Below are 14,696 nucleotides of genomic sequence, written 5' to 3'. Positions count from 1 at the left end.
TGCACGCACCTTTCGCACGATCACAAGGTCAGCACGGCGCCACTCAAGCCAGCCTTGCGCAGCGTCGCCATGGCCTTGTCTGCCTCGGTCTTGTCTGCGTAAGGGCCCATGCGGACACGGATGCGTTTGCCGGCAGGCGTGTCCACCTGCTGCGTGTAAGTCTTGAGGCCCAGACGTTCAACCTTCATGCGGGCCTGGTGCGCGGTGTTCACGTCAGCAAAGGCGCCGAACTGCACGACGTAGCGGCTCGGGGTCTTGTCTTTGTCGGCAGGCTTGTCAGCCGGCTTGTCGGACTTGGCGGGTGCCTTTGCTGCATCCTTGGCAGCGGTGGGCTTGGCCGTGTCCTTGTCTTTGACCGCCACCTTGGGTGGCTCTTTCGCCTTGTCCTTCGTACTGTCCTTGGCCGCAGGCTTGTCAGCCACCTTGGCGACAGGCTTCTCCGCTGGTTTGCTGGCTTGCTTGGCGGCCACCTTGGCTGGCTCCGAGCGAGACGCGGCAACACGCGGTGCGGCGGCTTCATCCACCACCTGTTCGACCGGCTCGGACCGACGCTGACCTGCAGCCGGTGCAGTGTCTTCCTGCGAGGAGGCCGGGGCCTGAGGCTCGACGATATTGGACACGGCCACCCTGCCCGCCACACTGCGCGGCGAACGAGGCGCGGCCACACCGCTGATCTGCACGTCGCCGCCAGCCGCGTTGGCACCCTGCACGATCTGCACGTCCGGCGACATGGAGCGAGGCTGGGTCTCGAACAACCAGGGAAAGCCGATCACGCCCGCGCCCACCAGCACCACCATACCCACCAGACGGCGGCGCGCGCGGGCCCGAGTGGCCTCCACGTCAGACGGCGTCAAGGGCACGGCATCGGACGCACCCTGGCCCGACGAGGGCTTTCGGCGAAAGCGCTGGAGAAACGAAGGCAGCGGCATGCTCGGTGGTGGGCTGAAATGAAGGGCGGTGACTCGATCAGGCCCCAGGCATGTGAGGTGCGTTCAGCTTGGGCAAGCCGTCGTGCAAGACACCACCTACGGTATAGAAAGAGCCAAAGACCACGATTCTATCCGTGGGGTCCGCTGCCGCCAGCGCAGCCTTGAGTGCGGCCATGGGGTCGGAATGGGTCGACACGGTCGCCTTGGGCGCCGTCGCCATGGGTTTTGCAGACATTTCAGCCTCGATCGCCTGTTTCAACTGCTCGGCCGTGGCGGCGCGCGCCGTGGGCAGATCACAGCAGTACCAGGCGTCAACCAGCGGGCGCAGCTTGCTGATCATGCCGGCGGCATCCTTGTCGGCCATGGCCCCCCAGACCACATGCGTGCGCGGGAAAAACCCCATTTGGTCCAGGTTCACCGCCAGGGTGGCAGCCGCATGCGGGTTGTGGGCCACGTCCAGAATCAGCGTAGGCTGGCCCGGGATGATCTGGAAGCGCCCCGGCAGTTCGACCGTGGCCAGGCCGGTGCGCACGGCCTGTGCCGATACCGGCAGGCGGTTGCGCATGGCTTCCAGGGCGGACAGCACGCCCGAGGCGTTAAGCAATTGATTGGCGCCGCGCAAGGCCGGGTAGGCCATGCCATTGAAACGCTTGTTGCGCCCACCCCATGACCATTGCTGGCGGTCACCCGCGTAGTTGTGATCGCGCCCGAACAGCCACAGATCAGCACCGAGTTGCGTGGCGTGGTCCACCACACTCTGTGGTGGCTGCGGATCCGACACCACCGCCGGGCGACCCGCCCGCATGATGCCGGCCTTCTCGCGGCCAATGGCTTCGCGATCGGGCCCGAGGTAGTCCATGTGATCCAGATCGATGCTGGTGATGACGGCGCAATCGGTGTCGATGACGTTGACGGCATCCAGGCGGCCGCCCAGGCCCACTTCCAGGATGACCGCATCCAGGCCGGAGGTGGCCAGCAGGCGCAGGATGGCCAGGGTCGTGAACTCGAAATACGTCAGCGCGGTGTCGCCCCGGGCGGCTTCGATGGCCTCGAAATGAGGCACCAGATCGGCGGCCTTGACCGGCTCGCCCATGATGCGACAGCGCTCTTCAAAGTGCACCAGATGCGGCGAGCCGTACACGCCCGTCTTGAAACCCGCATTCAGCAAGATGCCTTCCAGCATGGCGCAGGTCGAGCCCTTGCCATTGGTGCCGGCCACCGTGAACACCACAGGCCCCTCCAGGCCCTCTTCCTCGCGCCCCAGCGGCGTGCCCAGCGTGATGCCGGTGCGCTGCCAGACCTGCCCTACCCGCTCCAGGCCCATGTCGATGGTGACGGGATGCAGGCGCTCGCAGTGCGACAACCAGGCATCCAGAGTGCGAGGGGAGTTGGCGGCGGTGTCAGAAGACTGGCTCATGGGGATATCGACCAAACAAAAAACAAAACGGGCTGCATCCAAGCGCAGCCCGCATGTTGAAACCAGATGGATCAGTTTGCTCGCCCGAGGTCAATCCAGGGGCCAACCGACAACTGGCTCAAGGAAGCATCAGACCATCAGGCGGCCACCGCATCGGCAGGTTGGCGCGTCAGGATCGCCAACTGGCGCGCAATCGCCATGCGCAGTTCGCGGCGGTCGATGATCATGTCCAGACCACCCTTTTGCATCAGGAACTCGGCGCGCTGGAAGCCTTCCGGCAGCACTTCACGCACGGTGTTCTCGATCACGCGAGGGCCGGCAAAACCGATCAGCGCCTTGGGTTCGGCGATCACCACATCGCCCATGAAGGCGAACGAAGCCGACACACCACCCATGGTCGGGTCGGTCAGCACGCTGATGTAGGGCAGCCTGGCTTTGGCCAGGCGCGTCAAGGCCGCATTGGTCTTGGCCATCTGCATCAGGCTCAGCAGGCCTTCCTGCATGCGGGCGCCGCCCGTCGCGGTGAACGAGATGAACGGGGTCTTCTGGTCCACCGCAGCCTCGACGCCGCGCACGAAGCGCTCGCCCACCACGGAGCCCATGGAGCCGCCCATGAAGTCGAATTCGAAGCAGGCCGCGACCACGGGAATGCTGTGGACCGAGCCGCCCATCACGATCAGCGCATCGGTCTCGCCGGTCGCTTCCATGCCTTGCTTGAGGCGATCGGGGTACTTCTTGTTGTCGCGGAACTTCAGCGCGTCAACCGGCAGCACTTCCTGGCCCAGTTCATAGCGGCCTTCGGCATCGAGGAAGGCATCCAGACGAGCACGGGCGCCAATGCGGTGATGGTGGCCACACTTGGGGCACACGTTCACATTGGCTTCCAGGTCGTTCTTGTAGAGCACCGTTTCACAAGACGGGCACTTGACCCACAGCCCTTCCGGCACCGAACGACGCTCGGAGGGGTCGGTCGGTTGAATCTTCGGGGGCAGCAGCTTTTCGAGCCAACTCATGTTCAGTTTCCTTTCAAGGAATCAAGCGCCGCACGGATTTCAGCGATGAAATCACGCCCGGCGGCCACCACCGTGTCCGGGGTCTGCGCTTCCAGCAACTGGACGATGCGCGAACCGATCACGACGGCGTCCGACACAGCAGCCACCGCCTTGGCAGTCTCTGCATCACGGATACCAAAACCCACGCCCACCGGCACGCTCACATGCTTGCGAATGCGGGGCACCATGTCAGCCACGGCAGCGGTATCCAGGTGACCAGCACCCGTCACGCCCTTGAGCGACACGTAATACACATAACCAGCCGCCACACGGCCCACATCGGCCATGCGCTGCTCGGAAGACGTTGGCGCCAGCAAGAAGATGGGCGCCAGATCGGCGGCCTTCAAGCGCGCAGCGAACTCCTGACACTCTTCAGGCGGGTAGTCCACCACCAGCACGCCATCGACGCCAGCAGCCTTGGCATCACGCACAAAGCTACCTGCGCCGTGGTGCAGGTCATAACATTCGATCGGGTTGGCGTAGCCCATCAGCACGACGGGCGTGTCCGCGTTCTTCGCGCGGAAGGCCTTCACATCGGCCAGCACATGGGTCAGCGAGATGCCCTTGAGCAGGGCGCGCTCGGCCGCCTTCTGGATCACGGGGCCGTCGGCCATCGGATCGGAGAAAGGCACGCCCAGTTCGATCACGTCGGCACCGGCCTCGGCCATGGCCAGCATCAGCTCGACCGTCTTCTCGGGGAAGGGGTCGCCGCAGGTGATGTAGGGGATCAACGCCTTGCGGCCCTGGTCCTTCAGCGTGGCGAAGGTCTTGTCCAAACGGGTCACGGTACTCATGCTGCACCGCCCTTCACGGATTGACCACGGCAGGAGGGGCGGCAGTAGAACTCCGCACCGCTCAGATCGGCCACGGTGCCGATGTCCTTGTCACCACGGCCAGACAGGTTGACCAGCACATGTTGATCAGGGCGCATGGTGGCCGCCAGCTTCATGCCATAAGCCACGGCATGGCTGGATTCCAGCGCGGGGATGATGCCCTCGGTGCGGCACATGCGGTGGAAGGCTTCCAGCGCTTCCTTGTCGGTGATGCCCACGTATTCCGCGCGGCCGATGTCCTTCAGATAAGCATGCTCGGGGCCCACGCCGGGGTAGTCCAAGCCCGCCGAGATCGAGTGCGTCTCAGTGATCTGGCCGTTTTCATCCTGCAGCAGGTAGGTACGGTTGCCATGCAGCACGCCTGGCACACCCTTTTGCAGCGACATGGAATGCTTGCCGCTGTCATAGCCTTCGCCAGCGGCTTCCACGCCGATCAGGCGCACGCCTTCATGCGGAATGTAGGGATAGAAGATACCCATGGCATTGCTGCCGCCACCCACACAGGCGATCACGGCATCGGGCTGACGACCGATCATCTCGGGCATCTGCTGCAGGCACTCCTCGCCGATGACGCTCTGGAAATCACGCACCATGGCCGGATAAGGGCTGGGGCCCGCCACCGTGCCGATGATGTAGAAGGTGTTCTCGACGTTGGTGACCCAGTCGCGCATGGCTTCGTTGAGTGCGTCTTTCAGGGTCTTGCTGCCGGATTCGACCGGGATGACCTTGGCGCCCAGCAGGTGCATGCGGTAGACGTTGGGCGACTGGCGCTTCACGTCTTCGGCACCCATGTAGACCACGCACTCCAGACCGTAGCGGGCACAGATGGTGGCCGTGGCCACGCCGTGCTGGCCTGCGCCGGTCTCGGCGATCACGCGGGGCTTGCCCATGCGCTTGGCCAACAGGGCCTGACCAATCACGTTGTTGATCTTGTGCGCGCCGGTGTGGTTGAGGTCTTCGCGCTTGAAGTAGATCTGCGCACCACCCATGTCACGGCTGAGTCGGTCAGCGTGATAAATCGGGCTGGGGCGGCCCACGAAGTGCTTCAACTCGCGGCGGAACTCGGCCTGGAAGTCGGCATCGTGGCGATAGTGCTCGTAGACGTTCTTCAGTTCATCCAGGGCAAAGATCAGGGTCTCGGAGACAAAGGTGCCGCCGTAAGGCCCAAAGTGGCCCTTGGCATCGGGCTGGTCGTATTTCAGCATGTCACTCTCATTGAACTCACCACGCGGGGCGACACCATTTCAGGTGAAGGCTCCGCCCTCATGCGGCTTCGGCACATTGCCGATCGGCCGCCCGCACGGCCTGACAGAACTGGCGCATCAGCGCGGCATCCTTGATGCCCTTGGCTGCTTCCACACCAGAACTCACATCCACGGCCCATGGCCGCAAGCTGATGACCCCATCCTTCACATTGCCCAGGTGCAAACCACCCGAGAGGATCATGGGTCTGGACAGCTGTTTTGGCAACAGGGACCAGTCAAATACCTTGCCTCCCCCACCGTAGCCCTCGACGTGAGCATCCACTAACATCGCTTGAGCCGACGGGTAAGACAGAGCGAAGTCTAACAAATCGAAACCGGGGGCCATCCGGGCAGCCCGGACATAGGGGCGCGCAGCCGCCTCGCACTGGGCGGGCGTCTCGTCGCCATGGAACTGGAGCAAGGCGTTGGGCACGGCTTGCAGGGCGTGTTGACGCAACTCATCAGAGGCGTTGACCAACAGCACGACCGGCGTCACATAAGGGGGCAAACGACGCGCCAGCTCACCGGCCCGTGCGGCCGTCACATAACGTGGGCTTTTGTCGTAAACCACAAAACCGATCGCATCGGCACCCGCCTCGACGGCGGCGTCCACATCGGCTTCGCGGGTCAGTCCGCAAATCTTGATGCGGGTTCGGTGTTCAGGGGACAGGGACATCCAGGCTGGAAGGCTGGCAGGCAGCCCGTCGGTGTCAATGCCGGGATTGTCTCAAAAATACGGGAAACGCCCAGCCACCTGTTCAGGCGCCCTGCCCCTCCGTGCCACTGGCGCGGATTTGACGCTGAACTGATCTGGCAGGATGCGCTCAGGAAGGCAGCCAGTCCTGACCAGGAATCTGCTCGGGCAGGCCGAAGGCCGCGTCGTAGCGTGGCCCGAAAAAATAAAGTCCATCTGGCGAAAAGGTCGGCGCCGCCACCTTGCGGTCGCGCGCATGCAGCACCTCCAGCACCCAGGATGCCGGCTGCACACCTGTGCCGACCATGATGAGGCAGCCCATGATGTTGCGGATCATGTGATGCAAAAAGGCCTTGCCTTCGAAGTCGAAGCGCCAATAGGCCGAGGGTGCATGGGGCGGCCCACAGCGGCGAATGCGGATCTCGCGCAGTTCCTTGACCGGCGTGGGCGACTGGCACATGGACGATCTGAAAGAGCTGAAATCGTGCTCGCCAATCAGGTGTTGCGCGGCCGCCTGCATGGCATCCAGATCCAGAGGGCGAAACACCCACCCTGCCCGGCCTGTTTCCAGCGCAGGGCGCACGGCCGCTTCCAGCAGCACATAGGTGTAGCGACGCCCCAGCGCGCTGTTGCGGGCATGGAAATGCGCCGGCACCTCGGCCGCCCACTGCACCGCAATGTCCTTGGGCAGATAGGTGTTGGTGCCGCGCACCCAGGAAAACGGCGCACGGTCGATATCGGTATCGAGGTGCACCACCTGGTTGATGCCATGTACGCCCGCGTCTGTACGCCCCGCACACATGACCTTGATGCGCTTGGTGGCAAATTCGCTGAGGGCAGCCTCCAGGGCGTCCTGCACGGTGCCGCCACCAGGCTGGCTTTGCCAACCCTTGTAGGTGCACCCAAGGTAAGAAACGCCAAGGGCGACCCGGCGGGTCGCCCCTGTCAGCTCGGAGCTGTTCTGGTCTGCCGGGGCGAAGGCACTGGGCGCCTCCAACCCCGGAGTGTCATCTTGCATGGATCATCAGCCCAGGCTGTCGAGCATGCCTTGTGCACGGGCCTTCAGACCTTCGTCCTGCGAGTTCTCCAGCACTTCCTGCAGGAGTTCGCGGGCACCGTCCACGTCACCGATCTGACGGAACTCTTCAGCCAGCTCGAACTTGCGGTTCATCGGATCCGACGACAGCGAAGAAGGCGAAGAAGCGGTGGCCGTCAGCCAGTCGTCTTCAGGGGCCGCTTCGGGCGCAGGAGCCGGTGCAGGTGCATCCAGATCCAGGCTGATGCTGCTCAGGTCGAACGAGGCAGGCGCTGGAGCTGGTGCTTCAGTTGGCACGTCATCCAGATCGAAATCCAGACCTGCGTCGGCAGCCGGTGCGGCAGGCGCACCCGTGTCGATCATGGGCAGATCCATCGGGCCCGTGTCTGCGGCAGCTGTCTTGGGCTCGATCACCGTGGTTTCGACTTCAGGCAACTCCAGAGGAGGCAGATCACCGGCTTCCGTGGTGGGCGGCGACACCGAATCGTTCACCTCGTCCAGCGGGGCTGGTGCGGAGATGTCCAGATCCAGATCAACCAGATCGGCTGGCACTTCTACCGCAGGTTCGGGCTCCACAGGCGCCATGGGCGAGGGGGCAGGCTCCAGCATGCTCGGCGCAGGCATCACGGAGTGCGGAATGGTGCTGGCACCCAGCATGTCATTCGGCGTCTCTATGCTCAGCGGCGCAGCGGAAGGCTGACCACCAGGCTGATACAGCGGATTTTCCGGATCGATGCCCAGGCCCATTTCCTGAGCCTTGGCCCAGTCTTCGCCCTGGCCACCGGTCAGGTTGTACAGTTGGGCAGCCAGTTGCTCGTAGCCCTTGGTGTCGCGGCGCTTGGCATAGACCTCCAGCAGCTTGGTACGCACGGCCAGGCGATCAGGCGTGCTGCGCAGCGCTTCCTTGAGGATCTCCTCGGCCTGCAGGTCACGGCCATAGGCCAGGTACACATCGGCTTCCGCCACAGGATCCACGTCACCGATGGCATCCAACTGGCTGAGCGAGTAGCTCATCGAGGATGGGCCGCCGGTGGCATCGCGTGTGTCCACGCGTTGACCGCCAGATGCACCAAAGAAGGAGTCAGGCTGCAGGCGGCTTTCCAGGAAGGAAGTCTCGCCCGTGTCGCCGCGGCGACGCGAACGGAAGTACAGCCCCGCACCTGCAAGCAGAGCCACAGCCGCACCGCCAGCCAGCAACAGCATGGGGTTCAGTGTTTCCAGGAAACCTGGCGCTTCGGGCTCCTGGACAGGAGGCGGAACAGGAACAGGCAAGCTCGGGCGAACCGACGAGGCCTCAGCCTCGGCTGCAGAAGCCTGCTCCATCGCGGCAGTCGCGGCACTGGAAGCGGCCTCGGATGCGGCGCTGGCCACAGCCTCAGCCACGCTGGCAGATGCCGGCACCGAAGCAGGCTCCACCACAGCAGGCTTCGAAGGCACCGGTGCTGGTGCTGGTGCAGGCACTGGAGCCGGCGGCGGGGTCACAACAGCAGGCTTGCTGGGCACAACAGGCGCAGGAGGCGGCACCACCTTGGTTGGAACCGAAGCAGCAGCCGACTTTTCCTTCAACTTGCGCAGGTCGTCCAGGTTCTTGGACAGCTCGGCCACACGTGCAGCATCTTCCTGCTTGGCGCGGTTCTTGGCCAGGCGGTCTTCGGCAGCAGGCTTGGCAGCATTTGACATGCCGCCCTTGCTCAGGGTCAGCTTGTCTGGCGCTGGCGCCTCGGACTGCTTCTTGTCTTGAACTTCGGCTTCAACCTTGCCCTTGGCTTGACGCTGAGGCTGCTCAGGCGCTGTGGCAACCACCGCACCAGCCAGATGCTGACGGTAGGCGGCAAAGTCCGCGCTTTGCGCCACGATCAATTGGCGCGCCTCTTCGTTGGAAACGCTCTTGGCCTGCTCGGCTGTCGGCACGTTCAACACCACGCCCGACTTCAGTCGGTTCATGTTGTTGCCCAAGAAGGCTTGCGGGTTGTTGCGATACAAGCCCACGAGCATCTGATCCAGAGACACGCCTTGCTGCGCAGTACGACCAGCGATGCGCGACAACGAGTCACCGGACTTCACGCGAATGGTGTCGGGCGCAGAAGCGACAGATGAAGGCGATCGGGTCGATTCAGCAGGCGCCACCTTGGCAGGCGTCGCGGCTTCAGCTTCGGAAGGCGCACTGGCAACTGGCTCAGGTGCAGCAGGCGCAGGCTTCGCACCCTTGCGAACTTTCAGAGGCGCGCTACCAGACGTCGAGGCAGCAGGCCTTGTCGTCGCGGGCTTCACGGCAGGCTCAGCCGCCACGGCGGGCGCAGGCACGGGTGCCGGCGCTTGCGCCACCACAGGAGCTGGCGCATCGATCACCGGCGACGTGGTCTGGGTGCTGGCGCGTGTCGAAGGCGGATCAAACAGCAGCGTGTATTCACGCACCAGTCGACCGGAGGACCAGGACAGATCCAGGATCACGTCCACGAAGGGCTCCTGCACGGCGCGATCGCTGGCGATGCGCAGATAGGGACGGCCGTCAGCGCGACGCTGCAACACGATGTTCGTGGCCGTCAACACCTGGTTGTAATCCACGCCGGCCGCACGGTAGGTTTCCGGCGTGGCCACGCGCACTTGCAGCGAGCCACTCTCTTCCGGCGTCAGGCTGGTGACGTCAATCTCCGCACGCAGGGACTCGCCCAGCGCGGACTGCACATGCAACTTGCCCAGGCCCAATGCCCACGCAGAAACTGGCATCAAAGACGCAGCAGCGGTCAAAGCAGAAAAGGCTGCAGCGGTTGCAACCTTATTCAAGGCAAATTTACTTTGGGTTTGTGGACCCGCGGACAACAAATGATCTTTCAAGGCGTCTCCCAAGTCGTCATGAGGTCGGTGTATCGACCGATGACACGCCCGGACCGGAAAGCGACCCATAGACGTGCCAGCACCTGCAGACGGTACGCAGCAGAAAACACAATAGCATCAAGCAGATACGGTGACAAGCTCATGCAATTACTGATCTAGCGCCCTATCGTCGGTTTCAGGCCGGAAATAAGCTCCCAGCGTGAAACTAGGGGGATAGATTGTCGCCCTGGGGCAACAAGCCGCGACACCGATTTTGTGACCAGACGTTGCAGGCGCTTGTCAGATATGCACCTGCAACGCTGGCTAATTCAAATCACGCATCAAGCAAAATGCGCAGCATGCGGCGCAGCGGCTCGGCCGCACCCCACAGCAACTGATCGCCAATTGTGAAGGCGCCCACATATTCAGGACCCATGGCCAGCTTGCGAACACGCCCCACGGGGATGGTCAGCGTGCCGGTCACCGCCACAGGCGTCAGATCCTGGATGGTGGCTTCACGCGTGTTGGGCACAACCTTGGCCCAAGGATTGTCGGCAGCGATCATGGCTTCGATCTCCTGCACGGACACGTCCTTCTTGAGCTTGAAGGTCAAGGCCTGGCTGTGGCAGCGCATGGCACCAATGCGCACGCAGAAACCATCCACCGGCACGGCGGGCGAACCGAAGCCTTCGCCCTGCCCCAGGATCTTGTTGGTCTCGGCCATACCCTTCCACTCCTCCTTGGACTGGCCATTGCCCAGATCCTTGTCGATCCAGGGGATCAGCGAGCCACCCAGCGGCACGCCGAAGTTGGCGGTTTCAGCCGCAGTCAGGGCGCGTTGCTTGGCGATGATCTTGCGGTCGATTTCCAGGATGGCGCTCTTGGGGTCGTCCAGCAGCGAACGCACTTCGGCGTTCAGGGTGCCGAACTGGGTCAGCAGTTCGCGCATGTGCTGGGCACCACCACCGGAAGCAGCCTGGTAGGTCTGGGTGGACATCCACTCGACCAGGCCGGCCTTGTACAGCGCACCCACGCCAATCAGCATGCAGCTGACCGTGCAGTTGCCGCCGATCCAGTTCTTGCCGCCATTGGCCAGCGAGTTCTTGATCACAGGCATGTTGACGGGATCCAGCACGATCACGGCGTCATCGGCCATGCGCAGCGTGGAGGCGGCATCGATCCAGTGGCCGCTCCAGCCCGCAGCGCGCAGCTTGGGATAGACCTCGGTGGTGTAGTCGCCACCTTGGGCGGTGAGGATGATGTCGCAGCGCTTGAGGTCGTCAATGCTGAAGGCATCCTTGAGGGTGGTCTCGTTCTTGGCCATCGAAGGGGCCTTGCCGCCTGCGTTCGAGGTCGAGAAGAACATCGGCTCGATGAGGTCGAAGTCACCTTCGGCCTGCATGCGGTCCATCAACACGGAGCCGACCATGCCGCGCCAGCCCACCAAACCAACCAGAGTCGTAGCCATTTTTCTATCCTTCAATATGAATCTTGTGCGTGCGCACCGGGGCGCACATCAGCTTCAGCCCTGCGCCTTAACCTTGTGATTTCATGGCAGCCACAACGGCCTCACCCATCTCGACGGTGCCAACTTTCTTCGTGCCTTCGCTGTAGATGTCAGGCGTGCGCAAGCCTTGCTCCAGCACTGCCTGCACGGCGCGCTCGATGCGGCTGGCGGCCTCTTCCTGGTTCAGGCTGAAGCGCAACATCATGGCGGCACTCAGGATGGTGGCCAGCGGATTGGCCACACCCTTGCCGGCGATGTCGGGGGCCGAGCCATGGCTGGGCTCGTAAAGGCCCTGGCCCTTGGCGTTCAGCGAGGCAGAAGGCAGCATGCCGATCGAACCGGTCAGCATGGCCGCCGCGTCAGACAGGATGTCACCGAACATGTTGCCGGTGAACAGCACGTCGAACTTCTTGGGCGCCTTGACCAGCTGCATCGCGGCATTGTCCACGTACATGTGGTCCAGCTCGATGTCGGGGTACTGGGCGTGGACTTCGGTGACCACATCCTTCCAGAACTGGAAGGTCTCCAGCACATTGGCCTTGTCGACGCTGGTCACGCGCTTGTTGCGCTTGCGGGCAGCCTGGAAGGCCACGTGGGCGATGCGCTCAATCTCGGGGCGCGAATAGCGCATCGTGTCGAAGGCCTCGTCGGCGCCCTTGAACTCGCCATCGGGCGACTGACGACGGCCGCGGGGCTGACCAAAGTAGATGTCACCCGTCAGTTCACGGATGATGAGGATGTCCAGACCAGCGACCAGCTCGGGCTTGAGGCTGGATGCGTGCGTCAGTTGGGGATAGCAGATGGCGGGGCGGAAGTTGGCGAACAGGCCCATGTTCTTGCGCAGGCCGAGGATGGCCTGCTCGGGACGCAGGGGGCGGTCCAGCTTGTCGTACTTCCAGTCACCCACCGAGCCAAACAGCACGGCGTCGGATTCCATGGCCAGCTTCAGTGTGTGCTCGGGCAGCGGGTGGCCGTGGGCGTCAAACGCAGCGCCACCGACCTTGGCCTCTTCCATCTCGAAAGCCAGATCAAGGGTATTGAGTACCTTGACGGCTTCCGTGACGATTTCGGGACCAATGCCGTCACCCGGCAGAACAGCAATCTTCATGACCATGATGGGAATCTCGACAGACTAGTTATTGTTTAAACGATGCGGTGGTTCAACCAGGGCTTTTGCGCCAAGCGCTCTGCCTCGTAAGCCTTGATCTTGTCGGCGTGCTGCAATGTCAGACCGATGTCGTCAAAGCCATTGAGCAGGCAGTACTTGCGGAAGGCTTGCACCTCGAAAGGCAGCTCGGTGCCATCGGCCGTGATCACAACCTGGCGCGCCAGATCGATGGTCAACTCGTAGCCAGGAAAGGCCAGCACATCGTTGAACAGCTTGTCGACTTGCGACTCGCTCAGCACGATAGGCAGCAGGCCGTTCTTGAAGCTGTTGTTGAAGAAGATGTCGGCAAAGCTCGGGGCAATGATGGCGCGAAAGCCATATTGATCCAGCGCCCAGGGCGCGTGCTCACGGCTGGAGCCGCAACCGAAGTTCTTGCGCGCCAGCAGCACGGAAGCGCCCTTGTAGCGCGACTGGTTGAGCACGAAGTCCGGGTTGGGCTTGCGGGAAGCGGGATCCTGGCCGGGCTCGCCCGCATCCAGGTAGCGCCACTCGTCAAACAGGTTGGGGCCGAAGCCCGTGCGCTTGATGGACTTCAGGTATTGCTTGGGGATGATGGCGTCGGTATCGACGTTGTCCCGGTCCATGGGGGCCACCAGGCCCTTGTGAATGCGGAATGCTTGCATGGTGTTTACTTTTTCGCTGCGTTGGAGATGGCCTCACCAGCCTTCTCGATGTCCTGCCCCATACCGTGGAGCGTGTTGCAGGCACTCAGGCCCAGCAAGGACAGCAACAGCATCAGGGATACAGCCAGACGTTTCATGTGAGGTTTCTCCAACTTCAAGACAGATCAGATTCAGGCGATACGACGGACATCCACGAAGTGCCCCTGCATCGCTGCAGCAGCAGCCATCGCAGGGCTCACCAGGTGAGTGCGGCCACCGGCGCCTTGACGGCCTTCGAAGTTGCGGTTGCTGGTCGAGGCGCAACGCTCGCCGGGCTCCAGACGGTCGGCGTTCATGGCCAGACACATGGAGCAACCAGGCTCGCGCCACTCGAAGCCGGCGGCCTTGAAGATCACATCGAGGCCTTCGCGCTCAGCCTGCTCCTTGACCAGGCCGGAGCCAGGCACCACCAGGGCCAACTTGATGTTGGCCGCGACACGACCACCGACCTTTTTGACCACGGCAGCGGCTTCGCGCATGTCTTCGATGCGGCTGTTGGTGCACGAACCGATGAAGACCTTGTCGACGAGGATGTCGTTGATGGCCTTGTTAGGCTCCAGCGCCATGTACTGCAGCGCCCGCTCGGTGGCCGAACGCTGGACGGGGTCCTTGATCTTGTCGGGGTCAGGCACACGATCGTCAATGGACAGGACCATCTCGGGCGAGGTGCCCCAGGTGACCTGCGGCTTGATCTCGGCGGCATTCAACTCGACCACGGTGTCGAACTGGGCATCCGCATCGGAATGCAGCGTGCGCCAGTAAGCCACAGCCTGATCCCACTCCACGCCAGCCGGCGAGAAGGGACGACCCTTGGTGTAGTTGATGGTGGTGTCATCGACCGCCACCAGGCCCGCACGTGCACCGGCCTCAATGGCCATGTTGCACACGGTCATGCGACCTTCCATGCTCAAGGCGCGAATGGCACTACCGGCGAATTCAATGGTGTAGCCGGTGCCGCCAGCGGTACCGATCTTGCCGATGATGGCCAGCACGATGTCCTTTGCACCCACGCCCTTGGCAACCGCACCTTCAACCTTGACCAGCATGTTTTTGGCCTTCTTGGCCAGCAAGGTTTGCGTGGCCAGCACGTGCTCGACTTCGGAGGTACCGATGCCGTGGGCCAGTGCGCCAAATGCACCATGCGTGGACGTATGGCTGTCACCACAGACCACGGTCATGCCGGGCAGCGTCGCGCCCTGCTCTGGGCCAATCACGTGCACGATGCCCTGGCGCTTGTCACCCATCTTGAACTGGGTGATGCCGACGCGGTCGCAGTTCTGGTCCAGCGTGTCAACCTGCAGCTTGGAGATCGGATCCTTGATGCCCTCGGAACGATCGGT

The 14,696-nt window shown here is 63.0% G+C and carries 13 protein-coding genes; all 13 read right to left on the bottom strand.

Going from position 1 to position 14,696, the window contains the following annotated elements:
- Nucleotides 1–20 precede the first annotated feature (20 nt).
- Nucleotides 21–929: an SPOR domain-containing protein gene (locus tag HY836_RS17230; RefSeq protein WP_290678644.1), complete on the bottom strand. Its 909-nt coding sequence runs from the start codon at nucleotides 927–929 to the stop codon at nucleotides 21–23.
- Between the two features lie 37 nt (nucleotides 930–966).
- The gene (gene folC, locus HY836_RS17225) at nucleotides 967–2,346 is read right to left on the bottom strand and encodes a bifunctional tetrahydrofolate synthase/dihydrofolate synthase (RefSeq protein WP_290678640.1); all 1,380 of its coding nucleotides are present in this window, start codon (nucleotides 2,344–2,346) and stop codon (nucleotides 967–969) included.
- Between the two features lie 137 nt (nucleotides 2,347–2,483).
- On the bottom strand, nucleotides 2,484–3,359 hold the full coding sequence (gene accD, locus HY836_RS17220) for an acetyl-CoA carboxylase, carboxyltransferase subunit beta (protein WP_290678636.1): 876 nt from the start codon (nucleotides 3,357–3,359) through the stop codon (nucleotides 2,484–2,486).
- Between the two features lie 2 nt (nucleotides 3,360–3,361).
- Nucleotides 3,362–4,183 (bottom strand): tryptophan synthase subunit alpha, encoded by an 822-nt coding sequence (gene trpA / locus HY836_RS17215; protein ID WP_290678772.1) that lies wholly within the window; start codon nucleotides 4,181–4,183, stop codon nucleotides 3,362–3,364.
- Nucleotides 4,184–4,188: 5 nt separating this feature from the next.
- Nucleotides 4,189–5,436: a tryptophan synthase subunit beta gene (gene trpB / locus HY836_RS17210; protein ID WP_290678633.1), complete on the bottom strand. Its 1,248-nt coding sequence runs from the start codon at nucleotides 5,434–5,436 to the stop codon at nucleotides 4,189–4,191.
- A gap of 58 nt (nucleotides 5,437–5,494) precedes the next feature.
- Nucleotides 5,495–6,151, bottom strand: a complete 657-nt coding sequence (locus HY836_RS17205) for a phosphoribosylanthranilate isomerase (protein ID WP_290678630.1) — start codon at nucleotides 6,149–6,151, stop codon at nucleotides 5,495–5,497.
- A gap of 148 nt (nucleotides 6,152–6,299) precedes the next feature.
- Nucleotides 6,300–7,187: a tRNA pseudouridine(38-40) synthase TruA gene (truA, locus tag HY836_RS17200; protein ID WP_290678627.1), complete on the bottom strand. Its 888-nt coding sequence runs from the start codon at nucleotides 7,185–7,187 to the stop codon at nucleotides 6,300–6,302.
- Between the two features lie 6 nt (nucleotides 7,188–7,193).
- Complete coding sequence (locus tag HY836_RS17195) at nucleotides 7,194–9,932, bottom strand: FimV/HubP family polar landmark protein (protein WP_290678624.1); 2,739 nt, start codon at nucleotides 9,930–9,932, stop codon at nucleotides 7,194–7,196.
- Between the two features lie 421 nt (nucleotides 9,933–10,353).
- On the bottom strand, nucleotides 10,354–11,487 hold the full coding sequence (asd, locus tag HY836_RS17190) for an aspartate-semialdehyde dehydrogenase (RefSeq protein ID WP_290678621.1): 1,134 nt from the start codon (nucleotides 11,485–11,487) through the stop codon (nucleotides 10,354–10,356).
- Between the two features lie 67 nt (nucleotides 11,488–11,554).
- Nucleotides 11,555–12,634 carry a 3-isopropylmalate dehydrogenase gene (leuB, locus tag HY836_RS17185; RefSeq protein WP_290678618.1) on the bottom strand — a complete coding sequence of 360 codons (1,080 nt, stop codon included), beginning with the start codon at nucleotides 12,632–12,634 and terminating at the stop codon, nucleotides 11,555–11,557.
- A gap of 35 nt (nucleotides 12,635–12,669) precedes the next feature.
- Nucleotides 12,670–13,317, bottom strand: coding sequence for a 3-isopropylmalate dehydratase small subunit (gene leuD, locus HY836_RS17180; protein WP_290678615.1), 648 nt, complete (start codon nucleotides 13,315–13,317; stop codon nucleotides 12,670–12,672).
- Nucleotides 13,318–13,322: 5 nt separating this feature from the next.
- On the bottom strand, nucleotides 13,323–13,454 hold the full coding sequence (locus tag HY836_RS17175; RefSeq protein ID WP_290678613.1) for an entericidin A/B family lipoprotein: 132 nt from the start codon (nucleotides 13,452–13,454) through the stop codon (nucleotides 13,323–13,325).
- 33 nt (nucleotides 13,455–13,487) lie between these two features.
- Nucleotides 13,488–14,696: 3-isopropylmalate dehydratase large subunit (gene leuC, locus HY836_RS17170; protein WP_290678610.1), on the bottom strand; the 1,209-nt coding region annotated here is incomplete at its 5' end.

It is taken from the genome of Aquabacterium sp. (genome assembly GCF_016234775.1).
Classification (GTDB): Bacteria; Pseudomonadota; Gammaproteobacteria; order Burkholderiales; family Burkholderiaceae_C; genus Aquabacterium.
This window is presented reverse-complemented; position numbering and strand designations above follow the sequence as displayed.

Coding starts and splice junctions, on each gene's coding strand:
- HY836_RS17230 (WP_290678644.1), bottom strand. CDS start 929: ATGCCGCTGCCTTCGTTTCTCCAGCGCTTTCGCCGAAAGCCCTCGTCG.
- folC (WP_290678640.1), bottom strand. CDS start 2,346: ATGAGCCAGTCTTCTGACACCGCCGCCAACTCCCCTCGCACTCTGGAT.
- accD (WP_290678636.1), bottom strand. CDS start 3,359: ATGAGTTGGCTCGAAAAGCTGCTGCCCCCGAAGATTCAACCGACCGAC.
- trpB (WP_290678633.1), bottom strand. CDS start 5,436: ATGCTGAAATACGACCAGCCCGATGCCAAGGGCCACTTTGGGCCTTAC.
- HY836_RS17205 (WP_290678630.1), bottom strand. CDS start 6,151: ATGTCCCTGTCCCCTGAACACCGAACCCGCATCAAGATTTGCGGACTG.
- truA (WP_290678627.1), bottom strand. CDS start 7,187: ATGCAAGATGACACTCCGGGGTTGGAGGCGCCCAGTGCCTTCGCCCCG.
- HY836_RS17195 (WP_290678624.1), bottom strand. CDS start 9,932: ATGCCAGTTTCTGCGTGGGCATTGGGCCTGGGCAAGTTGCATGTGCAG.
- asd (WP_290678621.1), bottom strand. CDS start 11,487: ATGGCTACGACTCTGGTTGGTTTGGTGGGCTGGCGCGGCATGGTCGGC.
- leuB (WP_290678618.1), bottom strand. CDS start 12,634: ATGAAGATTGCTGTTCTGCCGGGTGACGGCATTGGTCCCGAAATCGTC.
- leuD (WP_290678615.1), bottom strand. CDS start 13,317: ATGCAAGCATTCCGCATTCACAAGGGCCTGGTGGCCCCCATGGACCGG.
- HY836_RS17175 (WP_290678613.1), bottom strand. CDS start 13,454: ATGAAACGTCTGGCTGTATCCCTGATGCTGTTGCTGTCCTTGCTGGGC.